This is a genomic window from Streptomyces sp. NPDC057280, assembly GCF_042668605.1.
In the GTDB taxonomy this organism is placed as follows: domain Bacteria; phylum Actinomycetota; class Actinomycetes; order Streptomycetales; family Streptomycetaceae; genus Streptomyces.
Map to the genome: position 1 here is coordinate 1,172,595 of NZ_JBHUYR010000002.1, position 20,801 is coordinate 1,193,395.

General features: G+C 72.1%; 16 protein-coding genes. 5 read left to right on the forward strand and 11 right to left on the reverse strand.

The annotated features are described in order from the left end of the window. Positions 1-20: 20 nt before the first annotated feature. Both ACFUO4_RS15845 and ACFUO4_RS15850 read right to left on the reverse strand, forming a co-directional pair. Positions 21-1,430 carry an NAD(P)/FAD-dependent oxidoreductase gene (locus ACFUO4_RS15845; protein ID WP_383484648.1) on the reverse strand — a complete coding sequence of 470 codons (1,410 nt, stop codon included), beginning with the start codon at positions 1,428-1,430 and terminating at the stop codon, positions 21-23. Between the two features lie 149 nt (positions 1,431-1,579). After that, on the reverse strand, positions 1,580-2,476 hold the full coding sequence (locus ACFUO4_RS15850; protein ID WP_179143565.1) for a TIGR01777 family oxidoreductase: 897 nt from the start codon (positions 2,474-2,476) through the stop codon (positions 1,580-1,582). 75 nt (positions 2,477-2,551) lie between these two features. Here ACFUO4_RS15850 and ACFUO4_RS15855 point away from each other — a divergent pair, with 75 nt between their 5' ends. Next, positions 2,552-3,040: a GNAT family N-acetyltransferase gene (locus ACFUO4_RS15855; protein WP_383484651.1), complete on the forward strand. Its 489-nt coding sequence runs from the start codon at positions 2,552-2,554 to the stop codon at positions 3,038-3,040. Positions 3,041-3,257: 217 nt separating this feature from the next. Here ACFUO4_RS15855 and ACFUO4_RS15860 read toward each other — a convergent pair whose 3' ends face one another. Next, positions 3,258-4,442 (reverse strand): MarP family serine protease, encoded by a 1,185-nt coding sequence (locus ACFUO4_RS15860; protein ID WP_079311917.1) that lies wholly within the window; start codon positions 4,440-4,442, stop codon positions 3,258-3,260. A gap of 228 nt (positions 4,443-4,670) precedes the next feature. On the opposite strand from ACFUO4_RS15860, the gene ACFUO4_RS15865 reads away from it, so the two are divergent. Continuing rightward, entirely contained in the window at positions 4,671-5,534 is an 864-nt protein-coding gene (locus ACFUO4_RS15865; RefSeq protein ID WP_383484654.1) for a peptidoglycan recognition protein, read from the forward strand. Here the strand turns inward: ACFUO4_RS15865 and ACFUO4_RS15870 are convergent. Beyond that, positions 5,496-6,617 (reverse strand): lipid II:glycine glycyltransferase FemX, encoded by a 1,122-nt coding sequence (locus ACFUO4_RS15870; RefSeq protein ID WP_383484657.1) that lies wholly within the window; start codon positions 6,615-6,617, stop codon positions 5,496-5,498. The two genes, ACFUO4_RS15865 and ACFUO4_RS15870, sit on opposite strands and share 39 nt — an antisense overlap. Positions 6,618-6,841: 224 nt before the next feature. Here ACFUO4_RS15870 and ACFUO4_RS15875 point away from each other — a divergent pair, with 224 nt between their 5' ends. Continuing rightward, positions 6,842-7,060, forward strand: a complete 219-nt coding sequence (locus ACFUO4_RS15875) for a hypothetical protein (RefSeq protein WP_079311927.1) — start codon at positions 6,842-6,844, stop codon at positions 7,058-7,060. Here ACFUO4_RS15875 and ACFUO4_RS15880 read toward each other — a convergent pair. The 4 genes from ACFUO4_RS15880 to ACFUO4_RS15895 all read right to left on the reverse strand — a co-directional run bounded on the left by ACFUO4_RS15880 (position 7,050) and on the right by ACFUO4_RS15895 (position 12,386). Then, entirely contained in the window at positions 7,050-7,568 is a 519-nt protein-coding gene (locus ACFUO4_RS15880; RefSeq protein ID WP_079311918.1) for a DUF4240 domain-containing protein, read from the reverse strand. The two genes, ACFUO4_RS15875 and ACFUO4_RS15880, sit on opposite strands and share 11 nt — an antisense overlap. Before the next feature lie 56 nt (positions 7,569-7,624). Further along, on the reverse strand, positions 7,625-8,602 hold the full coding sequence (locus ACFUO4_RS15885; protein WP_383484660.1) for a helix-turn-helix transcriptional regulator: 978 nt from the start codon (positions 8,600-8,602) through the stop codon (positions 7,625-7,627). Between the two features lie 73 nt (positions 8,603-8,675). Continuing rightward, positions 8,676-11,381 (reverse strand): pyruvate dehydrogenase (acetyl-transferring), homodimeric type, encoded by a 2,706-nt coding sequence (aceE, locus tag ACFUO4_RS15890; RefSeq protein ID WP_383484663.1) that lies wholly within the window; start codon positions 11,379-11,381, stop codon positions 8,676-8,678. A gap of 372 nt (positions 11,382-11,753) precedes the next feature. Then, positions 11,754-12,386, reverse strand: coding sequence for a GntR family transcriptional regulator (locus ACFUO4_RS15895; RefSeq protein ID WP_079311920.1), 633 nt, complete (start codon positions 12,384-12,386; stop codon positions 11,754-11,756). Positions 12,387-12,665: 279 nt separating this feature from the next. On the opposite strand from ACFUO4_RS15895, the gene ACFUO4_RS15900 reads away from it, so the two are divergent. Beyond that, positions 12,666-13,337: a hypothetical protein gene (locus ACFUO4_RS15900; RefSeq protein ID WP_383484667.1), complete on the forward strand. Its 672-nt coding sequence runs from the start codon at positions 12,666-12,668 to the stop codon at positions 13,335-13,337. A gap of 61 nt (positions 13,338-13,398) precedes the next feature. Here the strand turns inward: ACFUO4_RS15900 and sucB are convergent, their stop codons facing one another. From sucB to ACFUO4_RS15915, 3 genes are all read right to left on the reverse strand, one after another. Continuing rightward, positions 13,399-15,084: a 2-oxoglutarate dehydrogenase, E2 component, dihydrolipoamide succinyltransferase gene (gene sucB, locus ACFUO4_RS15905; RefSeq protein ID WP_383484670.1), complete on the reverse strand. Its 1,686-nt coding sequence runs from the start codon at positions 15,082-15,084 to the stop codon at positions 13,399-13,401. An 81-nt stretch (positions 15,085-15,165) separates the two neighbouring features. Next, positions 15,166-16,554 (reverse strand): dihydrolipoyl dehydrogenase, encoded by a 1,389-nt coding sequence (gene lpdA / locus ACFUO4_RS15910; RefSeq protein ID WP_059191323.1) that lies wholly within the window; start codon positions 16,552-16,554, stop codon positions 15,166-15,168. 287 nt (positions 16,555-16,841) lie between these two features. Beyond that, positions 16,842-18,374, reverse strand: coding sequence for a leucyl aminopeptidase (locus ACFUO4_RS15915; RefSeq protein WP_383484673.1), 1,533 nt, complete (start codon positions 18,372-18,374; stop codon positions 16,842-16,844). Positions 18,375-18,727: 353 nt separating this feature from the next. Between ACFUO4_RS15915 and ACFUO4_RS15920 the strand changes: the two genes are divergently transcribed. Next, complete coding sequence (locus tag ACFUO4_RS15920; protein WP_383484676.1) at positions 18,728-20,755, forward strand: hypothetical protein; 2,028 nt, start codon at positions 18,728-18,730, stop codon at positions 20,753-20,755. The last annotated feature ends 46 nt before the right edge of the window (positions 20,756-20,801 follow it).

Genomic DNA, 20,801 nt, shown 5'->3' on the forward strand with positions numbered 1-20,801 from the left:
CCCGCGCCCCTTTGCGGCGTCTAGGCGGCCCGTGTTGCCGGGAGCGGGTCCGCCCTGTGCATCGAACCCCGTGCGCCGAGATCCGTCAGGATCGCCGTCGTCGCCCGGTGCGCCGAATGCAGCGCCCCCTGGACCGTGCTCGTGTCCCGGTGGTCGCCGCAGACGTACAGGCCCGCCAGGAGGCGTACCGGCCGGCGCAGGTCGTGGGGGGCCCGCATGGTCGGTACCGCCTCCGGGGTGTGATGGACGGCGAGGGTCTCCCAGCGGGTCGTCGACATGCCGTAGAGGCGGGCCAGGTGCATGCGTACGGCGGTCTCGACGTCCGGCGGGGGCGGGCCGAGGACCGTCGAGGAGATCAGGGCGCGGCCCGCGGGGGCGCGGCTCGGATCCACCTGGCTGACCACCGCCGTGTGGGCCACCGGGCCGCCGCGGTCCGCGTCCAGCAGCAGCGCGGCGCCGGTCGCCGGCGGCTCGTCGGTGGTGTGATGGACCACCGTCACCTGGTGGAAGTCCGGTACGCGCAGCCCCGGCAGCAGCTCCGCGGCGGCGCGCGCGTCGGTCGCCAGGAGGACCGCCCGGCAGCGGAACTCGCCGTGTTCGGCGGTGGTCACCGTGTTCGTCGAGACCGAGGTGACCCGGACCCCGGTGTGCACCGTCCCCGGCGGCAGCGCGCGTGCCAGCAGCTCCGGCAGGACCTCCGCCCCGCCCTCCGGCACACACAGCCGCCCGCCCGCGAAGGAGCGCAGCGCGAGGTCCGCGCAGCGGCTGGACGTGGTCAGCTCCGGGTCGCACAGCAGGGCGGCGAGCAGCGGCCGCAGGAACCCGTCGATCGTGCGGGCGGGCAGACCGCGGGCGGCGAGACCCCGGGCGGCGGGGAGTTCGGGGCGGGCGAGGAGGCGTTCGACGGGGGCGTTCGCGATCCGGGCCAGCGCGGCGCCGAGGCGGGCCTGGTCGACGGCGGTGCCCAGCGGGGCGGTGCCGCCGCGGGGGAGCGCTGTCGGGCGCGGCGCCGGGCGGGGGGCGCTCGCCAGGGCGCGTACGGCGTGCAGTGCGCCCCGCGCGCTCCTCGTGCTCCGTACAGCGCCTCCCGTGATGCTCCCGGGGGCGCTCCTGGTGTTCGCCGGGGTGGCGCCCGCGCGATGGTGGCGTCCGTCGCTGTGCAGCAGGACACCGGGGGCGAAGGGCCGCAGCACCAGCCCGTCGAGCCCCGGTGTCAGGCGCAGTTCGGGATACGCCGTGGACAGCAGCTGCCCGATGCGGTCGAGCCGGAAGCCGTCGACCTTCTCCGTCGACATACGGCCCCCCACACCGTGGGCGGCCTCCAGGACTGCGGTCGTCACTCCTGCGCTGGTCAGCCGATGTGCCGCGGAGAGCCCGGCGACCCCGGCTCCCACGATCACGACGTCCGCCTGGTACGCGGGCTCAAGCACGTGCCCCTCCTCGAGGTTGCGCGGCCGGTGGAGACGTCATGCCCCCAACTGGCTCCGGGGATACCCGAGTTCGGCTCGAGGTTAAGGCCGTGATCGGTCAGGGACAGTCGCGCATGAACAGGGCACGGTCGCACGGCGGTCGCATACGGTCACACCGCGGCCTTCAAGGCCCCCTCGATCTCCGGGAACGCGAAGGTGAACCCCGCCTCCAACAGCCGCTTGGGCACCACCCGTTGACTCCCGAGGACGTCCCCGGCCATCTCGCCGAGCACCGTCCGCAGCACCGGCGCCGGCACTGCGAACACCGTCGGCCGGTGCAGCACGCGCCCCATCGCCTCGGTGATCTCCCGGTTGGTCAGCGGGGTCGGCGCGGTGAGGTTGAACGGCCCGGACAGCCCGTCGGTGTCGACGAGATACCGGATCGCGGCCACCTCGTCGTGCAGCGCGATGAACGACCAGTACTGCCGCCCGTCGCCCAGCCGCCCCCCGAGCCCGGCCCGGAACAACGGGAACAGCCGCCCCCAGGCCCCGCCGCCACGCGCCACCACCAGCCCGGTCCGGGTGAACACCGTCCGGACGCCGGCCTCCTGGGCCGGAGCCGCGGCGCCCTCCCACTCCACGCACACCTCGGGCAGGAAACCGTCGCCGGGCGGCGCGCTCTCGTCCACGACCCGGTCGCCGGTCTCGCCGTAATAGCCCATCGCGCTGCCGTTGACGAAGACCCGCGGCGGCACGTCGAGGGAGGCGACGGCCTTCGCGAGCGCCGCCGTGCCCTGCACCCGGCTGGACCGGATACGCGCCTTGTACGCCTCCGTCCACCGCCGGTCCCCGACCCCGGCTCCCGCGAGATTGACCACGGCGTCGCACCCGGCGAGCCCGGCCGCGTCCACCTTCCCGGCCTCGGGATCCCAGCGCACCTCGCCCTCCCCGCGCGGCTCCCGCCGCACGAGCCGCACCACCTCATGTCCGTCCGCCGTGAGGGACCGCACCAAAGCACTGCCGATGAGACCGGACGCACCGGCCACCGCGATTCGGGAAGGCTGCATGCGGCCCATTCTGCGCCCGGGGCCCCCGAAAAACCCCTCGCCGCGAGGCGGCCCCGCCCCCGTAGGCTGACCGTCATGTCCGAGCCGTACATACGCCGAGCCCTGCCCGCCGACGAAGAGGAGCTGGGGCGTCTCGACCGCGCGACCTGGTCGCCGCTGCACGCGGTGATGCCCGAACCGCAGCCGCCCTACGGGCCGTTCTTCGACGAGCGGAACAGCCCCGAGGACCACCTGGTCGCCGTACTCGACGGCCGCGTCGTCGGCTACGTCCGCCTGGCCTTCCCCACCCCGCTCGCCGCGAACGCCCACGTCCGCCAGATCCAGGGCCTGGCCGTCGCCGAGGAGGCCCGCGGCCGGGGCGTCGGCCGGGCGCTGATCCGCGCGGTCACCGAGGAGGCCCGCCGCCGCGGCGCCCGCCGCCTCACCCTCCGCGTCCTGGGCCACAACACCCCGGCTCGCAAGCTCTACGAATCCGAGGGCTTCGTCGTCGAAGGGGTGCTGCCGGAGGAGTTCCTGATCGACGGCGGGTATGTCGACGACGTGTTCATGGGCCGCAGCCTCTGAGGCTCAGCGGCACCCGGTTCAGCAGTCCCTGACCTGGTCGGCCTCGGCGGCGTCGCGGCGTCGGCGGACGACGACGTAGAGCGCGGCCCCGGCCACCAGCAGGGAGATCAGGAAGAAGACGGGCAGTGTCATGGGCCCAGGGGTACGCCCGCGCGGGCGCCCGGCCATGGCATTGGCCCGTACGAGGGCGCCGTCATCGCGTGTGGCGGAAGGCGCGTCACGACGTGATCAGCTCGCCCGTGTCCACCGGCGCCGTCGCGTTCGCCGCGCGCTCGGCGTCCGCGGCCACCTCGTCGGCGGTGAGGACGTACCCCGTCTCGTCGTCCGACGTCGACCGGGCGAAGACCACGCCGTACACCTTGCCGTCCGTGGTCAGCAGCGGTCCGCCGGAGTTGCCGGGCCGGACGGTGGACCGGATCGAGTAGATCTCGCGGGTCACGCTCGCGTCGTTGTAGATGTTCTGGCCGTGCGCCTGGACTCGGTTCGCCACCGTGGCCGCCTGGAGGTCGAGGTCGCCGTCCTGCGGATAACCGGCGACCACCGCGGAGTCCCCGCGCGAGGCGCTGTCGTCGAACTTCAGCACCGGCGCCTGCAGCCCCGGCACGTACAGCACGGCCACGTCCTTGTCCGGATCGAAGAGCACGACCTGTGCCTCGTACGACCTGCCGACCCCGCCGATCCGCACGCTCGGCTGGTCGATGCCCGCCACCACGTGCGCGTTCGTCATCACGTGCTCCGGCGCGTACACGAAGCCGCTGCCCTCGCGGCCCTGGGTGCCGGAGGCGCCCTCGATCTTCACGGTGCTGACCTTGGCGGCGGTCGTCGCGGCCTTGGTGACGCTGTCGCCGGTGGGCTTGGCGACCCGGGCCGTCGACTCGTTCTCGAACGGGTTGAAGACCTGGGGGAAGCCCGCCTCGGTCAGCGCGGACGTGGCCCGCGAGAACCAGCCCGGTGTGGTGTCCGGCATCGCGTCCTGCACCGCGCCCAGCAGCCGCGAGTCCCGGATCGACGACGTGAGCAGCGCCGACGAGGACGCGCCCAGCACGCTCGCCGCCACCCACGCCACGATCAGCACGGCCACCGAGTTGGCGGCGGCCCCGCCGATCCCGTCGGCGACCCGGAGCGGCCCCTTGTCCAGCTCCCGGCGCAGCCGCAGCGCCAGCCGCCCCGCCAGTTCATGCCCCACCACGGCCGGGACCAGCACCGTCAGCACCGCGGTCACCGTCGCCGACGTACTGCCCGGGGTCACCAGGTCCATCATCCAGGGCAGCACCCACACCCCGATGACCGCGCCGCCGACGAACCCGGCGAAGGAGACGCAGCCGGCCATGAGGCCGCGCCGGTAGCCGGATGCCGCGTAGGCCAGGACGACCAGCACCAGCACGATGTCGAGCAGATCCACGGAGCCGCCTTTCTCTCGGACCCCTTATTACGGGCGGGACGGGCCCGGTGATCAGCACGCCCGCGCGCGTGGCACCGGAACAGGCCACGCGCGCGTGCACACGATGTCCGTGCACCCGGAGAAACGCCCCGGACCTGGACGATGGTTCCACCGGGTGGCACACCACACATCGCGGGCGCGGCGGATCGGGCCGAGAGTGGGACCATGCGTGTCCGAAGAGCACGGGGGATGCGAAGAGGCCGCCGACCGGTCCGAATACGGACCGGGCCGCCGTGGCGAAGCCGCCGCGCGCTGCTCCTGCTGTCCTGCCTGCCCGGCCTCGCGGCCGTGGTGGCCCTGGTCCTGTGCGCGACCGGCGTCGAACGCCGTGCCGAGGCCCGTTCCGGGCGCGCCCTCGCGGCCCGCCCGGCCGCCTCGCACCACGCGCCGAGGCCGCACATCGTGCCGCGCTCGGTGTGGGCGACGGGCACGGGGGAGGCGAACAGCGTCGCCCGGACCCCGCCCCCCGCGCGCTACGACGACAAGGTCGTCGCCGTCTTCATCCACCACACCGACTCGCCCAACGACTACGACTGCGCGGACGCGCCCCGCATCATCCGCTATCTCGCGGCCGGCCAGACCGGCGTCCGGGACTGGGACGACATCGGCTACAACTTCCTCGTCGACCGCTGCGGCACGATCTACGAGGGCCGCGCGGGCGGCGTCGACCGCCCGGTCACCGGCGCCCACACCCAGGGCTTCAACCACCGCACCAGCGGCATCGCCGCCCTCGGCACCTTCACGGCGGGGGTCCGGGTCCCGGCGGCTATGGCGCACGCGATCGCCGCCCTGGCGGCCTGGAAACTGGGCCTGGCGGACGTCGACCCGCGCGCGCGGGTCACGCTCCGGTCGAGCAACAGCTACAGCCGCTACCCCACCGGCACCACCGCCGCGCTCCCGGCCGTCGCCGGCCACAACGAGGGCTACATGACCAGCTGCCCCGGCGCCGCCCTCACGGCCGAACTCCCCGCCATCAGGAACGAGGCGGCCCGCCTCCAGGGCAGGCGCACCCCGTCACCGACGCCCGAGCCAGACCCGCACCGCTCGCTGTAGGACGGCCCCCTGGCTGCCCACCGGCCGCTCCCACTCGCCGAGGTACTCCACGACCCGCCCACCGGCCCCGGTCTTGAACAGCAGCCGCCCCAGCAGCTTGTTCTCGGTCAGCACCGGCGTGACGGACCGCAGGTCGTACGTCTGGGCACCCGCCGCCCGCGCGTCGTTGAGCATCCGCCACAGCAGGGCGCTGCTGGGCCGGAGCTGACGCCCCTGACGCCCGGAGGCGGCGTACGAGTGCCAGCTCCTCGACCCGACGTTGATCATCAGCGCGGCGGACAGCACGACCCCGTCGTACTCGGCGAGATACAGCCGCACCTGGTCGTCGTCCAGGGCGTTGAGCGCCTTCCACAGGCCCCGGAAGTAGTCCGGCGGCCGGGCCCTGAAGCCGTCGTGGGCGGCGGTCGCGGCGTAGAGGCGGTGGAAGTCGGGCAGGTCGGCCGCCGTTCCCCAGCCCACCCGGACCCCCGCCCTCTCCGCGGTCCGCAGCGCCTGCTCCCAGTGCGGCGCGAGGCCCGCGCGCAGCTCGTCCACCGACCGCCCGGCGAGCGGCACCCGGCACCCGTACCGCGGCTGCCCCGGCCCGAACCCGTCCGCTTCCTGCGCGCACCGCCGCCATCCGAGCCGCTCCAGCCGCGCCCCGGCGTCCAGCGCGAACCCGTCCACCCCGTCCGCGGGCACCTCCCGCAGATGCCGTACCGCCGGGTCGGCGACCCCCGCCGCGACGGTGCCCGGCTCCCAGTGCCGTACCACCAGCGGCGGCCCGATCCGCAGCGAGAAGGCGCCGCGCTTCTCCACGTGCGCGACCAGCGGATCGAGCCAGGGTTCGAGACGCGACCGCCAGTCGATCGACGGCCCCTCCGGGACGTACGCGAGAGAGCGGCGGGTCCCGGGCAGCGGCCGGTACAGCACGAGCGCCGCCGCCAGGAGCACGTCGCCCTCGAACCAGCCCACGCTCTCCGCCTGCCAGTCGGGCTTCACATCGCCCCACTCGGGGATCTGGAGATGACTGACGTCAGGGTGCAGCCGCAGGTGGGCGAGATGCTCCTCGCGCGATATCTCCCGCACGTACGGGCTGGTCATGGGCAGGGCGCTCCTGTTCGGGGGCGGCCACGGTACGCCGCGTGCCACGTCACGGGTCAAGAGACCGGAGGTGAACCTTCCGGGCGGGCTCCGTGAGGCCGGTCACCGGGCCGCCGGCCGCGCGGACACCGGGCCGTTCACAGACTTCTCGCAGCCGGCTCAACGGCCACCCCGAAACAACCTCCCTACCGTCGAGGCACACGCACTGACCGGAGGTGGGGAAGATGAACAGCAGTCACAGCGGCACCAGGACGTCCCGCGGCCCCTGGGCGGCGCTCTGCGCGGCCGTGGCGGTCGTCCTCGGGCCCGCCGCCGTCACGGCCTCCGCGCTCGACCAGGCCAACGCCGCACCGATGCACCACGTGGTCCTGAAGGCGGACCAGACCCAGGCCTACATCCCGACGGACAGCACGCGCAGGCGCACCGCGGACGTCAGCCCCTGAACCGCTCCCACAGCTTCGGATACCGCTCCGCGAGCGCCGCCTCGTCCTCGAAGTCGAGCGGTGTGCCCGCCGGCTCCGGTGGCGCCGGCGGGATGCCGAGGTCGGGGGCGACCACGCCGGTGAGCTGCTCGTACGCCTCGTCCGCCGCGTAGCCGAGCTCCTCGCCGTCCCCGTCGATCTCCTCGTCGAAGTCGCCGAGCAGGTCGGCCAGCGAGTCGGGGGCGTGCACGGCACCCTCGTACACCTCACGGCCCTGCCCGATCAGCCAGCAGCGGAAGAAGTCGAAGGCGTCGTCGCTGGCCCCGTCCAGCAGCAGCCAGGCGGCGCCCCACAGATCCCAGGTGTACGCGCGGTTGTAGCGGGCCTCGAAGTGACGGGCGAAGTCGAGGACCATCTCCGGGTCCAGTTGGAGGAGTCTGTCGACGAGCAGGTCGGCCTGCTCCTCGGGGTCGCCCTCGGCGGCCTCGCGGGTGGCGTCCACCAGCTCCCAGAACTCCGTCTCGTCCATCACGGGTCCAGCATCGGCCCTGCGCGGGTGGGGCGCACGTGGAGTGCGGCGGATTGTTATGTCCCGTACAGGCGCCCCAGGCGCTGCGCGTCCGCGGCGAAGCGCGCCCGCAGGCTCTCCGGAGCCAGCACCTCCACCTCCGGCCCCAGGCTCGCGAGCTGGGAGTGCGCCACCTCCTCGGACTCCACGGGCACGGTCACCGTCACCCAGCCCTCCGCGTCCGGCGCCGCGGCCCGCGCCAGCGCCTCCCGCACGGAGAGCCGGTCCAGGACGTGCGGCAGCACGCGCACGCCGTCCGGGGACAGCCGTACGACCACTTCCGCCCGCAGGATGGCCCGCGCGAACTGGGCGGCCCGCTCCTCCCAGAACTCCGGCAGCCCGAAGCCCGCGTCGCGGTCGAAGCGATCGCCGGTGGGCTCCACCGCCGTGAACCGGTCGATCCGGTACACCCGGAACGCTCCGGAGGCTTGCGGCACCCGCGCGCACAGGTACCAGACGCCCGCCTTCAGCACGAGCCCGTACGGCTCCAGCTCCCGCTCCACCTCCGCCTCGCCCTTGCGGTAGCGCGCGACGACCCGCCGGTCGTCCCACACCGCGTCCGCGACGGCGGGCAGCAGCTCGGGCGTCTTCGGCTCGCTCCACCAGGTCGGGGCATCGAGGTGGAAGCGCTGGGCGGCCGAACGCGAGGCGTCCCGCAGGGAGGGCAGCAGCGCCGCCGACACCTTCAGCCGGGCCGCCGAGGCCGCGTCCTCCAGGCCCATCTCCCGCAGCGCCCCCGGCAGCCCGGACAGGAACAGCGCCTCCGCCTCACCGCGGTGCAGGCCCGTGAGGCGGGTCCGGTACCCGCCGATCAGCCGGTACCCGCCGGCCCGCCCCCGCTCCGCGTACACCGGCACCCCCGCCTCGGACAGCGCCTGCGCGTCCCGGGTGACGGTCCGCTCCGACACCTCCAGCTCCTCGGCGAGCTCGGCGGCGGTCATGGAGGGGCGGGACTGGAGGAGGAGCACCATCTTGATCAGGCGGGCGGCACGCATGGGGCCCATCATGCAACGAGGCCCCCGCCTCAGCGGGGGCCTCGTCACTTACCGAGCATCACTCTCCGGGCGGCTACAGCCCGTACTTCTCGCGCGCTTCCTTCACCGCCGTCGCCTTGACCTCGCCGCGGCGGGCCAGCTGGGCGAGCGCGGCCACGACGATCGACTCGGCGTCGACACCGAAGTGGCGGCGGGCCGCCTCGCGGGTGTCGGAGAGGCCGAAGCCGTCCGCGCCCAGCGACGACCAGTCCTGCTCGACCCACTGCGCGATCTGGTCCGGGACCTGGCGCATGTAGTCGGAGACGGCCAGGACCGGGCCCTCGGCGCCGTGCAGCGCCTGACGGACGTACGGCACCCGCTCCTCGCCGCGCAGCAGGGCCGCGTCGGCCTCCAGCGCGTCACGGCGCAGCTCGGTCCAGGACGTCGCCGACCAGACGTCGGCCGCCACGCCCCACTCCTCGGCCAGCAGCCGCTGCGCCTTCAGAGCCCAGTGGATCGCCGTGCCGGAGCCCAGCAGCTGGATGCGCGGGGCGTTGGCCGCGGCCGCGTTCAGGCCCGCCGACTCCGCCGTGTTGAAGCGGTACAGCCCCTTGACGATGCCCTCGTCGATGCCGAGGCCGGACGGCTTGGCCGGCTGCGGGAGCGGCTCGTTGTAGACCGTCAGGTAGTAGAAGACGTTCGGGTCCTCACCCGGGGCCGCCTCGCCGTACATCCGGCGCAGACCGTCCTTGACGATCGTGGCGACCTCGTACGCGAACGCCGGGTCGTACGTCAGGGACGCGGGGTTGGTCGCCGCGATGACCGGCGAGTGGCCGTCCGCGTGCTGGAGACCCTCACCCGTCAGCGTCGTACGACCGGCCGTCGCGCCCACCAGGAAGCCGCGGCCCAGCTGGTCGCCGAGCTGCCACATCTGGTCGGCCGTGCGCTGCCAGCCGAACATCGAGTAGAAGATGTAGAACGGGATCATCGCTTCGCCGTGCGTGGAGTACGCGGTGGACGCGGCGATGAAGTCGGCCATCGAACCGGCCTCGGTGATCCCCTCGTTGAGGATCTGGCCGTTCTTGGCCTCCTTGTAGTACATCAGCTGGTCGCGGTCGACCGGCTCGTACGTCTGGCCCTTGGGCGAGTAGATGCCCAGGGACGGGAAGAGGCTCTCCATACCGAAGGTGCGCGCCTCGTCGGGGACGATCGGCACCCAGCGCTTGCCCGTCTCCTTGTCGCGGACCAGGTCCTTGATGAGGCGGACGAAGGCCATGGTGGTGGCCACGTTCTGGGAGCCGGAGCCCTTGTCGAAGGAGGCGAAGGCCTTCTCGGCGGGGGCGGGCAGCGGGGCGAGCGCGTGCGTGCGGCGGGCCGGGGCCGGGCCGCCGAGGGCCGCGCGGCGCTCCTGGAGGTAGCGCACCTCGGGGGAGTCGGCGCCGGGGTGGCCGTAGGGCACGACACCGTCGACGAAGTCGCTGTCCGAGATGGGCAGCTCGAGAAGATCACGCATCGTCTTGAACTCGTCCACCGTCAGCTTCTTCATCTGGTGGTTGGCGTTCTTCGACGCGAAGCCCTCGCCGAGCGTGTGGCCCTTGACCGTCTGGGCCAGGATCACCGTCGGGGCGCCCTGGAACTCGACGGCGGCCTTGTAGGCGGCGTACACCTTGCGCGCCTCGTGGCCACCGCGGGAGAGGTGGAAGCACTCCAGGATCTTGTCGTCGCTCAGCAGCTTCGCCATCTCGGCGAGCGCCGGGTCCTTGCCGAAGAAGTCCTGGCGGATGTAGGCGGCGTCGCGGGTCTGGTACGTCTGGACCTGCGCGTCCGGTACCTCGCGCAGCCGGCGTACGAGCGCGCCGGTGGTGTCGAGCTGGAACAGCTCGTCCCACGCCGAGCCCCACAGCGTCTTGATGACGTTCCAGCCGGCGCCGCGGAACTGGGCCTCCAGCTCCTGCACGATCTTGAAGTTCGCGCGGACCGGGCCGTCGAGGCGCTGCAGGTTGCAGTTGATGACGAAGGTGAGGTTGTCGAGACCCTCACGCGAGGCCAGTGCGAGGGCCGCCGTCGACTCCGGCTCGTCCATCTCGCCGTCACCGAGGAACGCCCAGACGTGCGAAGCGGACACGTCCTTGATGCCGCGGTTGGTGAGGTACCGGTTGAAGCGCGCCTGGTAGATGGCGGAGAGCGGACCGAGACCCATGGAGACGGTCGGGAACTCCCACAGCCAGGGCAGGCGGCGCGGGTGCGGGTACGACGGGAGGCCGTTGCCGCCGGACTCGCGGCGGAAGTTGTCGAGGTGCGCCTCGTTCAGGCGGCCGTCGAGGAAGGCGCGGGCGTAGATGCCGGGGGAGGCGTGGCCCTGGATGTAGAGCTGGTCGCCGGAACCGTCGGCTTCCTTGCCCTTGAAGAAGTGGTTGAAGCCGGTCTCGTAGAGCCAGGCCGCGGAGGCGAAGGTGGCGATGTGGCCGCCGACGCCGTACTTGCTGCCCCGGGTCACCATGGCGGCCGCGTTCCAGCGGTTCCAGGCGGTGATCCGGGCCTCCATCTCCGGGTCACCGGGCAGGCCCGGCTCCGCGGAGGTGGGGATGGTGTTGACGTAGTCGGTCTCGAGGAGCTTCGGCAGCGCGATGCCGTTGCCCTCCGCCCTCTCCAGCGTGCGGCGCATCAGGTACGCGGCACGGTGCGGGCCGGCAGCCTTGGCGACCGCGTCCAGGGAGGCCTGCCATTCGGCGGTCTCCTCGGGGTCCCGGTCGGGGAGCTGGTCGAGCTCGCTCGGCTGGATGGCGTTGGGGTCGGTCATGTCGCCGCCTTCCTCAGTCGAAGGGGGTTCCCTCATCGGTAAGGGTTCGGGGGTGCCCTTGGTCTTTGGCAGGACAGGGCTTGAGCTTCGGTGGAAGCCCGGCGGGCCCCGGTGGAGGCCCGTCGGCGACTGTAACTCCCTGATCGATGATCGATCAAAGGGTTGAGTGGCAAAACCTCTCGAAACCGAGAAAGTAGGCACGGGGTGCCTCCGGCGGTGGCACGGGGTGACCTGTGTTGGCGCCGGTTTTCGCAGGTGAGCGGGGGTGTGCTCGGGTGGTTTCGCGGTAGGGGGTGCGGGTGTCAGTGCGTTGGCGGGTGCGGGTGCGTCGTGGTTGGTCGCGCAGTTCCCCGCGCCCCTGGGTGGGCTGCCCTACTCCCCCTCATGCCGCGGGGCGCAGCCCAGCACATGCGCCTTCACCAGCTCGGCGATACGCGGATCCCGGCGCCGAAACGCCTGCACCAGCTCCTCGTGCTCCTCCGCGTACGACTGCTGCACCGTCCCCAGCCAGCGGATCGACAGGGCCGTGAACACCTCGATGCCCAGCCCCTCCCAGGTGTGCAGCAGCACCGAGTTGCCCGCCGCTCGGACCATCTCCCGGTGGAACCCCACCGTGTGCCGCACCTGCGCCGTGCCGTCCGACTCCCGGTCCGCCTCGTACAGCGCGGCGACATGCGGCTCCAGGGCCGAGCAGTCGCTCGCCAGCCGCTCCGCCGCCAGCTCCGCCGCGATCGCCTCCAGACCGGCCCGGACCGGGTAGCTCTCCTCCAGGTCGGCCGCCGTCAGGTTCCGCACCCGCACGCCCTTGTTCGGCGCCGACTCGATCAGCCGCAGGGACTCCAGCTCGCGCAGCGCCTCCCGCACCGGCGTCTGGCTGACCTCCAGCTCGGTCGCGATCCGACGCTCGACGATGCGCTCGCCCGGCTTCCAGCGCCCGCTGACGATCCCCTCCACGATGTGCTCGCGGATCTGTTCGCGCAGCGAGTGGACGACGGGCGCGGTCATGAGTGCTCCTTAAAGAGGGGCCGCCCATCGGCCCCGGGGGCGTTTGACGTTTAGACAATAAGGCCGCAAGCGCTTCCGGGAGGGGCGCACGGGGGCGCTTTCCCGCAGGTGAGACGAGACTTACACGCTCACAGGCCGACTCGCCCTGTAAAGCCCCGTACCGGAGCGGCCCCGGAGGCGTCACCGCCGTGTCACCGGAGGAACCCCGGCAGGCCGCTTCCCCGTCGCGGTCGGCATGGGGTGCCCGTGCGGGGCGCCCTCGCACCATCGGGGGATGGCATGAACAAGCGAGGACGGCGCGGAGCGCTGCGCTGGACGGCCGCGGCGGCCGTGATCGGCGCGATCGTCGGCATCACCGGCTGCCAGCAGACGGCACCCCGGGCGAAGGCGGCGGCCACGCCCGGCAGCACCGAGGCGATCACCAACATGGCGGGCGGCGGCCAGGCCGGCGGCGCCTGCGTCTTCGTCAAGCCGGACGGGGCCCAGAAGTTCGGCCACGTCGGCTGGGGCTTCCGGGTCACCGGCACGGACCAGTGGGTCTACGGCGCCGTGGAGAACCCCACCAACAAGCTCTACACCCCGCCGGGCGGCGACATCGGCGCCTGGCACGCGCAGGGGTCGTACGACCGCATGCTCAGCGACATGTCCCGGGACGCCCACTACCCCGGCAAGTCGACGCACCCCTACAGCCGTTACCGCTGTGTCGCGTCCTCGACCAGTGACGTGAACGCGGCCTGGGCGATGATCCGCACGGTCGAGAGCCGCGGCTTCCTCGTCGGCTTCGACCGCAGGACCGGCGAGCTCACCTCGCGCGACTGCCTCGACGCCACCTACGACGTCCTGAAGGCCTACCGGACCCGGCACCTGACCTACTCGCCCCGGCTCAACGTCCCGAACGTGTGGGTCGAGACCCTGTGGGCCTGGAGCGACCGCACGCTGACGCCCCGCTGAAACGCCGGTGCCCCCGCCCGGAAAGCTCCGGACGGGGGCACCGTACTGGCACTGAAGAGCCTTACAGGCCGAGCTCGACCTCGAACTCGCCCGCCTCCAGGATCGCCTTGACCGCGGTCAGGTAACGGGCCGCGTCGGCGCCGTCCACCAGACGGTGGTCGTAGGAGAGGGTCAGGTAGGTCATGTCGCGGACGCCGATGACCGTGCCCTCCTCGGTCTCGATCACGGCGGGACGCTTGACCGTCGCGCCGATGCCGAGGATCGCGACCTGGCCCGGCGGCACGATGATCGTGTCGAAGAGCGCACCGCGCGAACCGGTGTTGGAGATGGTGAAGGTCGCGCCGGACAGCTCGTCGGGCGTGATCTTGTTGGCGCGGACCTTGCCGGCCAGCTCCGCCGTGGCCTTCGCGATGCCGGCGATGTTGAGGTCGCCCGCGTGCTTGATGACCGGGGTCATCAGGCCCTTCTCGGAGTCCACCGCGATACCGATGTTCTCGGTGTCGAAGTAGGTGATCGTGCCTTCGCCCTCGTTGATCTTGGCGTTGATCGGCGCGTGCGCCTTCAGCGCCTGGGCCGCGGCCTTGACGAAGAACGGCATCGGGGAGAGCTTGACGCCCTCACGGGCCGCGAACGCGTCCTTGGCACGGGCGCGCAGCTTCATCAGCCGCGTGACGTCGACCTCGACGACCGAGGACAGCTGCGCCTGCTCGTGCAGCGCCTTGACCATGTTGTCGCCGATGACCTTGCGGATGCGGGGCATCTTGACGGTCTGGCCGCGGAGGGGGGAGGCCTCCAGGGTCGGCGCCTTCTTGGCGGCGGGGGCGGCCGGGGCTGCGGCGGCCGGAGCCGGGGCAGCAGCGGCGGTCTTCGCGGCCTCGGCGGCGGCGATGACGTCCTGCTTGCGGATACGACCGCCGACGCCGGTGCCCTTGACGGAGGCCAGCGCGACGCCGTGCTCGGCGGCGAGCTTGCGCACCAGCGGGGTCACGTAGGCGCCGTCGTCACCGGAGGTCGCGGCCGGAGCCGGAGCCGGGGCCGCGGGGGCGACCGGAGCCGGCGCGGCCGGCGCGGGGGCCGGGGCGGCCGGAGCCGCGGGGGCGGCGGCGGCCGGAGCGGCACCCGGGGCGCCGATGACGGCGAGCTTGGCGCCGACCTCGGCGGTCTCGTCCTCGCCGACCGTGATCTCGAGGAGCACACCGGAGGTGGGCGCCGGGATCTCGGTGTCGACCTTGTCCGTGGAGACCTCGAGCAGCGGCTCGTCGGCCTCGACGGAGTCGCCGACCGACTTCAGCCAGCGGGTGACGGTGCCCTCGGTGACGGACTCGCCGAGCGCGGGCAGGACGACGTCCGTGCCCTCGGCACTGCCGCCGCCGGTGGCGGCCTCGGCGGTGGGAGCGGGCGCCGGGGCGGCCTGCTCGGTGGACGGGGCGGCAGCGGCCGGCTCCGGAGCCGCAGCGGGCTCGGGGGCGGGCTCGGCGGCCGGGGCCGGGGCGGCGGCGGGGGCGCCGGTGCCGTCGTCGATGATGGCCAGCTCGGCGCCGACCTCGACGGTCTCGTCCTCGGCGACCTTGATGGAGGACAGGACGCCGGACACGGGGGAGGGGATCTCGGTGTCGACCTTGTCGGTCGACACCTCGAGCAGCGGCTCGTCGGCCTCTACTCGCTCACCCTCGGCCTTCAGCCAGCGGGTGACAGTGCCCTCGGTGACGCTCTCGCCGAGCGCCGGAAGGGTTACGGAAACCGCCATGGTTTCGGTTGCTCCTTACGAATTGCGGAAGTCTGTGTCGTCGCGGAGTCGCGGAGTCGCGTGCGCTTCGTCGACCGAGGGTCAGTCGTGAGCGTGCAGCGGCTTGCCGGCCAGCGCCAGGTGGGCCTCGCCGAGCGCCTCGTTCTGCGTCGGGTGGGCGTGGATGAGCTGGGCGACCTCGGCCGGCAGCGCCTCCCAGTTGTAGATCAGCTGGGCCTCGCCGACCTGCTCGCCCATGCGGTCGCCGACCATGTGGACGCCGACCACGGCACCGTCCTTGACCTGGACGAGCTTGATCTCGCCCGCGGTCTGGAGGATCTTGCTCTTGCCGTTGCCCGCCAGGTTGTACTTCAGAGCGACGACCTTGTCCGCACCGTAGATCTCCTTGGCCTTGGCCTCGGTGATACCGACGGAGGCGACCTCCGGGTGGCAGTAGGTCACGCGGGGGACACCGTCGTAGTCGATCGGGACGGCCTTGAGGCCGGCCAGACGCTCCGCAACCAGGATGCCCTCGGCGAAGCCGACGTGCGCGAGCTGGAGGGTCGGGACCAGGTCACCGACGGCGGAGATGGTGGGGACGTTCGTCCGCATGTACTCGTCGACCAGGACGTAGCCGCGGTCCATCGCGACGCCCTGCTCCTCGTAGCCGAGACCGGCGGAGACCGGGCCGCGGCCGACGGCCACCAGCAGAACCTCGGCCTCGAACTCCTTGCCGTCGGCCAGGGTGACCTTGACGCCGTCGGCGGTGTACTCGGCCTTCGAGAAGAAGGTGCCCAGGTTGAACTTGATGCCGCGCTTGCGGAACGCGCGCTCGAGCAGCTTGGAGGAGTTCTCGTCCTCGACCGGGACGAGGTGCTTCAGGCCCTCGATGACCGTGACGTCGGCGCCGAAGGACTTCCACGCCGAGGCGAACTCGACGCCGATGACACCGCCGCCGAGGATGATCGCGGACTTCGGCACGCGGTCCAGGACGAGGGCGTGGTCCGAGGAGATGATGCGGTTGCCGTCGATCTCCAGGCCCGGCAGCGACTTCGGCACGGAGCCGGTCGCGAGGAGCACGTGGCGCCCCTGGATGCGCTGGCCGTTCACGTCGACGGAGGTCGGGGAGGAGAGCCGCCCCTCACCCTCGATGTACGTCACCTTCCGGGAGGCGACAAGTCCCTGGAGACCCTTGTACAGGCCGGAGATGACACCGTCCTTGTACTTGTGGACCCCGGCGATGTCGATGCCCTCGAAGGTGGCCTTGACACCGAACTGCTCGCTCTCGCGGGCCTGGTCGGCGATCTCGCCCGCGTGGAGCAGGGCCTTCGTGGGGATGCATCCCCGGTGCAGGCAGGTGCCGCCGACCTTGTCCTTCTCGATCAGGGCGACGTCCAGGCCCAGCTGCGCCCCGCGCAGGGCCGCGGCGTAACCGCCACTACCACCGCCGAGGATCACTAGGTCGAAAACGGTGCTGGCGTCGTTCGCCACGTCACGTCCTCCATGCATGTGCGCCTACGCCGGTCTGCGGTGACCGGTCGGCGGCTGGTGTCCGGCCGCTCTTTCTTCGGCCCTGTGGTGGGGCCCTGTCCTGCCGAGCCCCATCTTCGCACTTGTCCGGAGGGAACGAGACGCCGGGCCGGGGTGTGAGACACCACACGCTCACATGTGAAGAGACGGCAAGGTGAGGTGCGTAAGGGGCGCGGGGAACTGCGCGACCAGCCCCCACGCCCCTGCAGACGCCACACAACCGATGGCACCGAGCTACTGGGCGAACATCACCCCAGGTCACCCGCAGCGGTCAGCTCCGCAAGCCGCACCAACGTACGCACAGCGGTACCCGTACCCCCCTTGGGCGTGTACCCGAACGGCCCACCTTCGTTGAACGCGGGTCCGGCGATGTCGAGGTGCGCCCAGGTGATTCCCTCGCCCACGAACTCGCGCAGGAACAGCCCGGCGACCAGCCCGCCACCCATCCGCTCACCCATGTTCGCGATGTCCGCGGTCGGGGACTCCATGCCCTTGCGCAGGTGCTCCGGCAGCGGCATCGGCCACGCCGGCTCGCCGACCTCCTCCGCGGCCTCGTGCACGGCCGTACGGAACGCGTCGTCGTTGGCCATGATCCCGTACGTCCGGTTGCCCAGCGCCAGCATCATCGCCCCGGTCAGCGTCGCCACGTCGACGATCGCGTCCGGCTTCTCCTGCGACGCCGCCCACAGTGCGTCGGCCAGCACCAGCCGCCCCTCGGCGTCGGTGTTGAGGACCTCGACGGTCTTGCCGCTGTACATCCGCAGCACGTCACCCGGGCGCACCGCGGACCCCGACGGCATGTTCTCGGCGAGCGCCAGCCAGCCGGTGACGTTCACGTCGAGACCGAGCCGCGCGACCGCGACGACGGCGGCGAAAACGGCCGCCGCACCGCTCATGTCGCACTTCATCGTCTCGTTGTGACCGGCCGGCTTCAGCGAGATGCCGCCCGAGTCGTACGTGATGCCCTTGCCGACCAGCGCGAGGTGCTTCTTCGCCTTGGAGGAGGTGTACGACAGCTTCACCAGCCGCGGCTTCGCCTCGGAACCGCCGCCGACGCCCAGGATGCCGCCGTAACCGCCCTTGACCAGCGCCTTGTCGTCGAGCACCTGCACCTTCAGGCCGTGCTCCTTGCCCGCGGCCTGCACGATGGCGGCGAAGGCCTCCGGGTACAGGTCGTTCGGCGGGGTGTTGATCAGGTCTCGAGCGCGGTTCAGCTCCTCCGAGACCGCGAGGGCACGCTCGACGGCCGCCTTGTAGGCGCGGTCGCGGGGCTTGCCGCCCAGCAGGGCCACCTCGGCGAGCGGCGCCTTGCCCTTCTTCGGGTCCTTGCCGTTCTCCTTGTACGCGTCGAAGGAGTACGCGCCCAGCAGCGCGCCCTCGGCGATCGCACCGGCGTCCGCGGCGTCCGTCACCGGCAGTGCGAACGCGGCCTTCTTCGAGCCGTTCAGCGCGCGGGCGGCCGTACCGGCGGCCCGGCGCAGCGCCTCGGCGTCGAAGGAGGAGTCCTTCTCGGGCTCCGGGCCGAGACCCACGGCCACCACGAGCGGCGTCTTGAAACCGGAGGGCGCGGGCAGCTTCGTCACCTCGCCCTCGGCACCGGAGGCGCCGAGGGTCTCCAGGACGCCGGCGAGCTTGCCGTCGTAGGCCTTGTCCACGGCTTCGGCGCCGGGGGCGACGACCAGGCCCCCGGACCGGGATGCAGCGCCCTTGGCGACACCGATCACGATCGCGTCGGCCCGCAGGCCGGGCACCGCGGCGGTGCTGAGAGTGAGAGCAGTCACGGTGGTGAAATCTCGCTTCCGATGTGAAGTTCCAGTGGTCGAGCGGGTGGGTCGACCGGGCCCGACAGCCGACCCTAGATCTGACTGAGGGGGCGGCATCGACCGGGGCCTTCACCCCGTCGATGAACACCCGGAACGAGCCTACGCGCGTGGCGCGGTTTCGCTCATTCCTACGGGCGTTCACCTGTGGGTGGCGTCGTGGCCGCTTCTCGGCTCTCACACCCCGTCACCTCAGCCACACTCGCTGTGTTCCGGCGGACGCTCTGTTCGCCGCTTTGCATCATTTCCACGGATCCTCCCCGGATTGCCCGCAAAAGGGCCGCACGAGGATCTTCTGGGGGGAAGGACACCCGATGGCGCACAGTGCGCACAGATGGAAGGCCGTCGCCGCCGTCTCCACGGCGGCGGGACTGATGGCGCTGGGCCTGGGGGCGCCCGGTGCCACCGCGGCGACGACACCGCGCATCGATCTGAAGGTGCTGGTCGTGGACAACGGGGACAGCCCCGTCCAGGCCATCACCGCTCAGCTCAGGAACACCGGCATCCCGTACACCACCGTCGACCTGAACGACGCGAACCGCCCCGCCATCACGGCAGCGTTCCTCGCCGACACCGTCAACGGCACGCCCCGGGCCCGGTACCAGGGCGTCGTGCTGCCCAACGAGGCCCCGTTCGGGGCCGGTTCGGCGGAGCAGACCGCGCTGGAGACGTACGAGAAGACGTACGGCATCCCGCAGGTCGACGCCTACACCTGGGCGAACCCGGAGGTGGGCCTGGACTACAGCGCGTACTCGGGGACGCTGGACGGCCGGACGGCGGACGTCACCACGGCGGGCAGGGCGGGCTGGTTCGGCTATCTCGACGGGGCCGTCACCTTCGAGGACAACTCGGCCTCGACGCAGGAGAGTTACGGCTTCGTCGCCACTCCCCGCACCGGCTTCACCAGCTATGTCGACGTGCCCGTGCCGGGCGGCACCGGCCGCGGCAGTCTGATCGGCGAGTACGCGCACGACGGCCGCCGCGAACTCGTCGTGACCTTCGCCTACAACCAGTACCAGCAGCAGTTCCGGGTGCTGGCCCGCGGCATCGTGGAGTGGCTGACCCAGGGCGTGCACCTGGGACAGGCCCGCAACTACTTCGAGGTCCACGTCGACGACGTCTTCGCCCCCGACAGCCGCTGGGACACCGCACACAACTGCACCCCGGGCGACTTCACCTGCCCCGGCGGCGACGGCGCGGGCACCGTGCCGATCCGGATGACCGCCGCCGACGCCCAGTACGCGGCGCAGTGGCAGCAGGAGCACGGCTTCAAGCTGGACATGGTCTACAACGCCGGTTCCGGCGAGGAGTGGAAGACCGAGAACGGCGGCACCGACGCGCTCGCCGCCCAACTGCTGGCCGACAAGGCCAAGTACCGCTGGATCAACCACACCTACACGCACAAGTTCCTCGGCTGCGTCCAGGACACCACCAGCGTGCCGTGGAGCTGCGCCAAGAACGCCGACGGCAGCACCCGGTACCTGAGCCGCGCCGAGATTTCCGCGGAGATCGGCGACAACTACAACTGGGGCGTCGGCAAGGGCCTCCCGCTCAACCGCGCCGAACTCGTCACCGGCGAACACTCGGGCCTGCGCACCCTGCCCCAGCAGCCCGACGACAACCCCAACCTCGCGGGCGCGCTCTCCGCGAACGGCGTCAAGTGGACCGCCTCGGACAACTCCCGTGAACCCGAGCAGCGTTCGGTCGGCAGCGGCGCCCTCACCGTGCCGCGCTACCCGATGAACGTGTACTACAACACCGGCACCGACGCGGAGATGGCCGACGAGTACAACTGGATCTACACCTCGGCGGCCGACGGCGGCAGCGGCCTGTGCGAGAACAACCCCTCTTCCACCTGCCTGCCCGCGCCGCTCGACACGGCCACCGGCTACCGGTCGTACATCGTCCCGCAGGAGGCCCGCACCGCCCTCGGGCACGCGATCTCGGGCGACCCGCGCCCGCACTACGCCCACCAGTCCAACCTGGCCGAGGACCGCACCCTCTACCCGGTCCTGAACAAGGTGCTGGCCGACTACCAGGCCCTGTTCGCCGACGACACCCCGCTGGAGAACCTGGCCCAGGCCGCCATCGGCACCGAGCTCCAGCGCCGCGCCGCCTGGCAGGCCGCGCTGGCCTCCGGCAAGGTCACGGCGTACCGCGTCGGCAACACGGTGACGATCACGGCCCCGAGCGGGACGCAGATCCCGGTGACGGCACCGGAGGGCACGAAGCAGCAGCTTCTTCTCGGTACGACCACCTTCGGTACGGCGTATGCGGGCAGGCGCTCGGCCTGGGGGACGCCTGCGGCACTGCAGTCGGCGTTGACTCTGAAACTGCCGTAAGCGGCAACGCCCACAGGGGCGCGGGGAACTGCGCGACCGGCCACGA